General features: G+C 66.6%; 7 protein-coding genes. 6 read left to right on the top strand and 1 reads right to left on the bottom strand.

Annotation, left to right across the window (positions count from 1 at the left end):
- Positions 1-121 precede the first annotated feature (121 nt).
- Positions 122-988 (bottom strand): MBL fold metallo-hydrolase, encoded by an 867-nt coding sequence (locus Q0O97_RS17085; RefSeq protein WP_294932257.1) that lies wholly within the window; start codon positions 986-988, stop codon positions 122-124.
- Positions 989-1,022: 34 nt separating this feature from the next.
- Here Q0O97_RS17085 and Q0O97_RS17080 point away from each other — a divergent pair, with 34 nt between their 5' ends.
- From Q0O97_RS17080 to dnaE, 6 genes are all read left to right on the top strand, one after another.
- Entirely contained in the window at positions 1,023-2,363 is a 1,341-nt protein-coding gene (locus Q0O97_RS17080; protein WP_294932254.1) for an ATP-binding protein, read from the top strand.
- Positions 2,364-2,452: 89 nt separating this feature from the next.
- The gene (fabD, locus tag Q0O97_RS17075) at positions 2,453-3,379 is read left to right on the top strand and encodes an ACP S-malonyltransferase (protein WP_294932251.1); all 927 of its coding nucleotides are present in this window, start codon (positions 2,453-2,455) and stop codon (positions 3,377-3,379) included.
- A 36-nt stretch (positions 3,380-3,415) separates the two neighbouring features.
- Complete coding sequence (gene fabG / locus Q0O97_RS17070; protein ID WP_294932248.1) at positions 3,416-4,153, top strand: 3-oxoacyl-[acyl-carrier-protein] reductase; 738 nt, start codon at positions 3,416-3,418, stop codon at positions 4,151-4,153.
- Positions 4,154-4,300: 147 nt separating this feature from the next.
- Complete coding sequence (locus tag Q0O97_RS17065) at positions 4,301-4,534, top strand: acyl carrier protein (protein WP_020950056.1); 234 nt, start codon at positions 4,301-4,303, stop codon at positions 4,532-4,534.
- 159 nt (positions 4,535-4,693) lie between these two features.
- Positions 4,694-5,167, top strand: coding sequence for a DNA starvation/stationary phase protection protein Dps (gene dps, locus Q0O97_RS17060; RefSeq protein ID WP_294932242.1), 474 nt, complete (start codon positions 4,694-4,696; stop codon positions 5,165-5,167).
- A 51-nt stretch (positions 5,168-5,218) separates the two neighbouring features.
- Positions 5,219-6,536: DNA polymerase III subunit alpha (gene dnaE, locus Q0O97_RS17055; protein WP_294932239.1), on the top strand; the 1,318-nt coding region annotated here is incomplete at its 3' end.

The raw sequence follows: 6,536 nt of genomic DNA, 5'->3' as shown, positions 1-6,536 counted from the left end.
TACGACCAATTGATTAACAGTCAACTGCTCTACCGCTGAGCTACGCCGGAACACGAGGGGGTATATAGCCGCGGCGAATGGTGGCGTCCAGAGGGTTGTCGCAAAAATCTTGCGTTTCGTTTCAGGCCCTGTGGAAGCGTGCGGCAAGCGAGATTTCCTGCGGCGTTTCGACCGCCCCCAGTTCGTGCAAAGCGATGAGGTGGGCCAGGACGTTGCGCGCGGCGGCGGGCAGCAGGTGGGGGGCGATGTCGTAGATCCGGCGCGCCAGCGTGGCGGCGTCGGCGGGGCCTTCCTCCAGCGCGGAAAGGATCTGGGCGGTGCGCTGCCGCCGGTGCAGGGCCAGTTCCTTCAGCCGGGCCAGCGGTTGCTCGATCGGGTCGCCGTGGGCGGGCAGCAGGCGCGCGGGCGCCAGCGATGCCAGCCGCGAAAGCGAGCGCATGTAATCGGCCAGGTCCCCGTCGGGGGGCGAGATCAGCGTCGAGGACCAACCCATCACCAGGTCCCCGCAAAAGATCCGGTCGTCCTGCTGGAAGGCCAGGTGGCCGCCGAAATGGCCGGGGGTGTGGATGGCGCGCAGGCTCCATTCCCCAGTCTCGATCAGGTCTCCGTCGGCAAGGGTGAGGTCGGGCATGAAGGCGGCGTCCAGCCCCTCGCCCCCGCCGATGCGATCCGATTCGGCCAGGCGCCGCATCACGGTCGAGCGTCCCGCGGTCGGGGCGCCGAGGGCAAGGATGGGCGCCCCGGTCGCCTCGGCCAGGTCGCGGGCGGATTCGGAATGGTCCAGATGGGCATGGGTGACGAAGATATGGGTGATGCGGCCCTTGCCCGCGGCGGCAAGGATCGCTTGCAGGTGGCTGGCGATGCGCGGGCCGGGGTCGATCACGGCGATCCGTTCATGTCCCAGCAAAAAGGTATTGGTGCCGCGCCCGGTCAAAGGCGAGGGATTGGGGGCAAGGATGGCCCTCGGGGCTTTCTCGGCGTCGCTCATGCGGCTAACCTAGGGCGCAATCGCAGGGGATTCCATGAATTTCGAATGGCTCAAGACGCTTATGCCACGGGGGCTTTACGGCCGCGCCGCGCTGATCCTGTTCCTGCCGGTCAGCGTGGTCACGGTGGTCGTCACCATCATGTTCCTGCAACGTCATTTCGAGGATGTGACACGCCAGATGACCACCGGCATGGCGCAGGAAATCAACCTGGTCGCCGCGCGGGTCGACGGTGCGCCCGACACCGCGCAGGCGCGTATCGCGGCGCATCGCATCGCGGACCCGCTTGGCATTTCGGTCCGTATCCCGGCGGGGGACGGGGGGATGCAGAACCGGGTCTTCTACGATTTCTCGGGGCGGGTGGTGATTTCGACGCTGCACGACCTGGTGCCGCAGATTCGCGCCGTGGACCTGGGCGATCTGCGCGACGTGGTGCTGACCATGCAGGGCACGCATGGGGAATATCAGCTTGGCTTTTCGCGGCGGCGGGTTTCGGCCTCGAACCCGCATCAACTGCTGGTGCTGCTGATCGGGACCTCGCTGCTGATGACGGGGATCGCGGCGATCTTCCTGCGCAACCAGATGCGCCCGATCCGCAAGCTGGCACGCGCCGCCGAAGCCTATGGGCGCGGGCGGGTGGAACCTTACCGTCCCTCGGGCGCGACCGAGGTGCGCCAGGCCGGCACCGCATTCCTGGACATGCGCAACCGGCTGGAGCGGCAGAACGAACAGCGCGGACTCATGCTGTCTGCGATCAGTCACGACCTGCGCACGCCCCTGACGCGGCTGCGGCTTGGGCTGACCATGCTTTCCCCCGACCACCCGCCCGAAGGCGATGAGATCGAAGGGCTGATCAGCGACGTCGCCGCGATGGAGGGGATGGTGGACGCCTTCCTGGCCCATGCCCGCGCCGTGGCGCAGGACGCGCCGCCCGCGCCGGTCAGGGCGCTGGACTTCGTGCAGGGGGTCGTGGCCGATGCGCAGCGCGGCGGCCAGAACGTCGCGCTTGGGCAGGTCGAGGGCAGCGCGGATGCCACCGCCACCTTCCGCGCGGATGCGATGCGGCGCGCGCTGGAAAACCTGATCGGGAACGCGGTGCGCTACGGCACGCGGGCCGAGGTCGATGCGGCGCTTGGGCCGGGCTATTTCCGCATCTCGGTCGAGGACGACGGGCCGGGCATCCCGCCCGAGCGGCGCGGCGAGGCAACGCGGCCCTTTACCCGGCTCGACCCCTCGCGCAACCAGAACATGGGGCAGGGGGTCGGGCTTGGCCTGTCCATCGCCACCGATATCGCGCGCGCGCATGGCGGGCAGTTGCGTCTTGGCGACGGCCGCCGCCTTGGGGGGTTGCGCGCCGAGATCGTGCTGCCGCGCTGACCCCGGCAGGCGCGCAGGCCACGCCGCAGTTGCCCGCCGCCGCCGCGCGGGCTAAGCCTTTGGGGGTAAATATCAGGAAAGGGACCCGGATGCGGGCATTCGTATTTCCCGGACAGGGCGCGCAGGTCATCGGCATGGGCCAAGAGCTTGCGCAGGCCTGTCCAGCGGCCAAAGCCGTCTTCGACGAGGTGGACGAGGCGCTTGGCGAAAACCTGTCGGATCTGATCTGGAACGGCGACATCGAGACGCTGACGCTGACGCAGAACGCGCAGCCTGCGCTGATGGCGGCCTCGATCGCCGCGATGCGCGCGCTTGAAGCCGAGGGCTTCGGCATCGGTGACGCGGATTTCGTGGCGGGCCACAGCCTTGGCGAATATTCGGCGCTTTGCGCGGCGGGCGCGCTGACGCTGGCCGATACCGCGCGGCTTCTGCGCCAGCGCGGGCAGGCCATGCAAGAGGCAGTTCCGGTCGGGCAGGGCGCGATGGCCGCGATCCTGGGGCTGGACTTCGCAGCCGTGGACCAGATCGCGCGCGACGCCGCCGAGGGCGAGGTCTGCCAGGCCGCCAATGACAACGATCCGGGGCAGGTCGTGATCTCGGGGCACAAGGGCGCGGTGGAACGCGCCGCCGCGCTGGCCAAGGAACGCGGGGCCAAGCGCGCGCTGATGCTGCCGGTCTCGGCGCCCTTCCACTCGGCGCTGATGCAGCCCGCCGCCGGGACGATGGCCGATGCGCTGGCAGCGGTCGAGATCCACGCCCCCGCCGTGCCGCTGATCGCCAATGTCCGCGCCGAGCCGGTGCTGGAACCCGGCGCCATCCGCCGCCTGCTGGTCGAGCAGGTGACCGGCGCCGTCCGCTGGCGCGAATCGGTGCAGTTCCTGCAAGCCGCGGGCGTCACCGAATATTGGGAAATCGGCGCGGGCAAGGCGCTGTCGGGCATGATTCGCCGCATCGACAAGCAGGCCGTGACCCGCAACATCGGCACGCCTGCCGATATCGCCGCGCTCAGGGGCTGATTGCCCGAATCGGCAAATAATCGAAAAGGAACCAGGATGTTTGATCTGACAGGACGCAAGGCACTGATCACCGGCGCCTCGGGCGGTATCGGCGGCGCGATCGCCACGGCACTGCACGGGGCGGGGGCCACCGTCGCGCTGTCCGGCACCCGCGAAGAGCCGTTACGCGCGCTGGCCGACGAGCTGGGCGACCGCGCCCATGTCGTCACCGCGAATCTGGGTGATTCTGCCGCAGTCGAAGCCCTGCCCAAGGCCGCCGCCGAGGCGATGGGCGGCGTTGATATCCTTGTGAACAACGCCGGCATCACCCGCGACAACCTGTTCATGCGCATGTCGGACGAGGAATGGGCGCAGGTGATCGAGGTCAACCTGACCTCGTCCTTCCGGCTTTGCCGGGGCGTGCTGCGCGGGATGATGAAGGCACGCTGGGGCCGGATCGTGAATATCGGCTCGGTCGTGGGGGCAACGGGCAATGCCGGCCAGGCCAATTACGCCGCGGCCAAGTCCGGCCTGGTCGGAATGTCGAAAAGCCTTGCATATGAAGTGATTAGCCGGGGAATCACCGTGAACTGCATCGCGCCGGGCTTTATCCAGACAGCCATGACCGACAAGCTGAACGACGAACAGAAGTCGCGCATCCTGACCCAGATCCCCGCGGGGCGGATGGGCAGCGCGCAGGACATCGCCTCGGCCGCGCTCTATCTTGCCAGCGACGAGGCGGGCTATGTCACCGGCACGGTGCTGCATGTGAACGGCGGAATGGCGATGATCTGATCGGGATGCCGGGTTGTGGTTTATGCGGTTGCAAGATCACGTTCGCGTGCTATATCCCGCGAACAAGCCGCAGGGGGAACCGCCCTCGGCTGTCGTCGGCATGGCCGGCACATATTGGGCGGATGCCCGCGAAAGTGAGGAATTGATATGAGCGATATCGCTGATCGCGTGAAGAAGATCGTCGTCGAGCATCTGGGCGTCGACGAGGACAAGGTGACGGAATCGGCTTCCTTCATCGATGATCTGGGTGCGGATTCGCTGGACACCGTCGAACTGGTGATGGCGTTCGAGGAAGAATTCGGCATCGAGATCCCCGATGACGCCGCCGAAACCATCCAGACCTTCGGCGATGCCGTGAACTTCATCCAGGGCGCTGTCTGAGGGCAGGCCCCGGTTTGAACCGTTCGACGGCGCTTCCCCCAAAGGAAGCGCCGTTTTTCATAGCCACGTCGGGGTTTCGCCTGCCGCATGGCCGGTTTGCGGAACCCGCAGCAGCCAATCCCGTTATCAATCAACGCAATACCTGAAAGGAACGCTGACATGGCCGTTAATATCTCTGGACTCAAGGACAATGCCCGCAAGACCGCCGTGGCCGAACTGAACGCCCGGCTGGCCGACGCCATCGCGCTGGCGCTGGCGATCAAGCAAGCCCACTGGAACGTCAAGGGTCCGAACTTCATCGCGGTGCATGAGCTTTTCGATCAGGTGCGCACCCGCTTCGACGATCATGTCGATACGATGGCCGAACGTGTGCAGCAGCTTGACGGCACCGCCGTGGGCACCGCGGAAGAGGTCGCCAAGGGCAGCACGCTCAAGCCCTATCCGACCAACCTGACGAAATCCGCCGACCATATCCGCGAAATCTGCGCCCGCATACGCGACCACGGCGCCAATATCCGCGCCGCGATCGACGCGACGGACGAGGCGGGCGATGCCGATACCGCCGACATCTTCACGGCGATCTCGCGCGATCTGGACAAGGACCTGTGGTTTCTCGAAAGCCACCTGGAATAAGATCGCCAAAGGCGATTGAAACGAACCGGGCAGGGCGCGTAAGTTCGCGCCATGTCCAATCCTGCCCCCCGATTCATCCACCTGCGCACCCATTCGGAACACTCCCTTCTGGAAGGTGCGATCCCCGCCGCCATGCTGCCGAAGCTGGCTGCCGAAATGGGCATGCCCGCCATCGCGCTGACCGACACCAATGCGCTTTACGCTGCGCTGGAATTTTCGGTCAAGGCGCTGGACAAGGGCATCCAGCCGATCATCGGCTGCCAGATCACCCTGCAACTGGACGGGTTGAGCGGCCCGGTCGTCCTTCTGGCGCAGGACCGGCAGGGCTGGCTGAACCTGATGGCGCTGTCCACCTGCCTCTATATGCGTCCCGGCACCGCACCCGTCTACGTCACGCTGGACGAACTGGCCGAACGCGCCGAGGGGCTGATCTGCCTGACGGGCGGCGCCACCGGCCCGCTTGGACAGATGGTGGCAGCCGGCGCGCCGGATCAGGCGCAGGCGCTGGCCACGCGGCTGGCGGCGATCTATCCCGGCCGGCTCTATGTCGAATTGCAGCGCCACCGCGACGGCTCGGGCAACCCCGTTCCGGTCGAGGCCGCGACCGAGGGGCCGATGATCGACATCGCCTATGCGCTGGACCTGCCGCTGGTGGCGACCAACGACGCCTATTTCCCCAAACCCGACCTCTACGATGCCCATGATGCGCTGATCTGCATCGCCGAGCGCGCCTATGTCGACCAGTCGCAGCCGCGCCGCCGCCTGACGCCCTCGCATGACCTGAAATCGCCCGAGGAAATGGCCGCGATCTTCGCCGACCTGCCCGAGGCGGTCGAGAACACCGTCGAAATCGCCCGCCGCTGCGCCTTTGCCGTCAGCCGCCACAAGCCGATCCTGCCCCGCTTCGCCGATGACGAGGTGCAGGAGCTGCGCCGTCAGGCCCGCGCGGGGCTGGAGGCGCGGCTGAAGGTCATCCCCCATGCCGTCACCCCCGAGGAATATCACGAAAGGCTGGATTTCGAGCTTGGCATCATCGAACAGATGGGCTTCCCCGGCTATTTCCTGATCGTTGCCGATTTCATCAAATGGGCCAAGGACCACGGCATTCCGGTGGGACCGGGGCGCGGTTCGGGCGCGGGCAGCCTTGTCGCCTATGCGCTGACGATCACCGACCTGGACCCGCTGCGCTATTCGCTGCTGTTTGAACGCTTCCTGAACCCCGAACGGGTTTCCATGCCGGATTTCGACATCGACTTCTGCATGGACCGGCGCGAGGAAGTGATCCACTACGTCCAGGACAAATACGGCGCCGAGAAGGTCGGCCAGATCATCACCTTCGGCGCGCTGCTGTCCAAGGCCGCCGTGCGCG

The sequence above is a fragment of the uncultured Paracoccus sp. genome, from assembly GCF_945915435.1.
Lineage (GTDB): Bacteria > Pseudomonadota > Alphaproteobacteria > Rhodobacterales > Rhodobacteraceae > Paracoccus.
The sequence above is the reverse complement of the archived record's forward strand: the minus strand, read 5'-3'. Positions and strand labels throughout refer to the sequence as shown.

Excerpts from the sequence above, each read along its gene's own strand:
- Q0O97_RS17085 (WP_294932257.1), bottom strand. The coding sequence starts at position 988 with ATGAGCGACGCCGAGAAAGCCCCGAGGGCCATCCTTGCCCCCAATCCC.
- Q0O97_RS17080 (WP_294932254.1), top strand. The coding sequence starts at position 1,023 with ATGAATTTCGAATGGCTCAAGACGCTTATGCCACGGGGGCTTTACGGC.
- fabD (WP_294932251.1), top strand. The coding sequence starts at position 2,453 with ATGCGGGCATTCGTATTTCCCGGACAGGGCGCGCAGGTCATCGGCATG.
- fabG (WP_294932248.1), top strand. The coding sequence starts at position 3,416 with ATGTTTGATCTGACAGGACGCAAGGCACTGATCACCGGCGCCTCGGGC.
- Q0O97_RS17065 (WP_020950056.1), top strand. The coding sequence starts at position 4,301 with ATGAGCGATATCGCTGATCGCGTGAAGAAGATCGTCGTCGAGCATCTG.
- dps (WP_294932242.1), top strand. The coding sequence starts at position 4,694 with ATGGCCGTTAATATCTCTGGACTCAAGGACAATGCCCGCAAGACCGCC.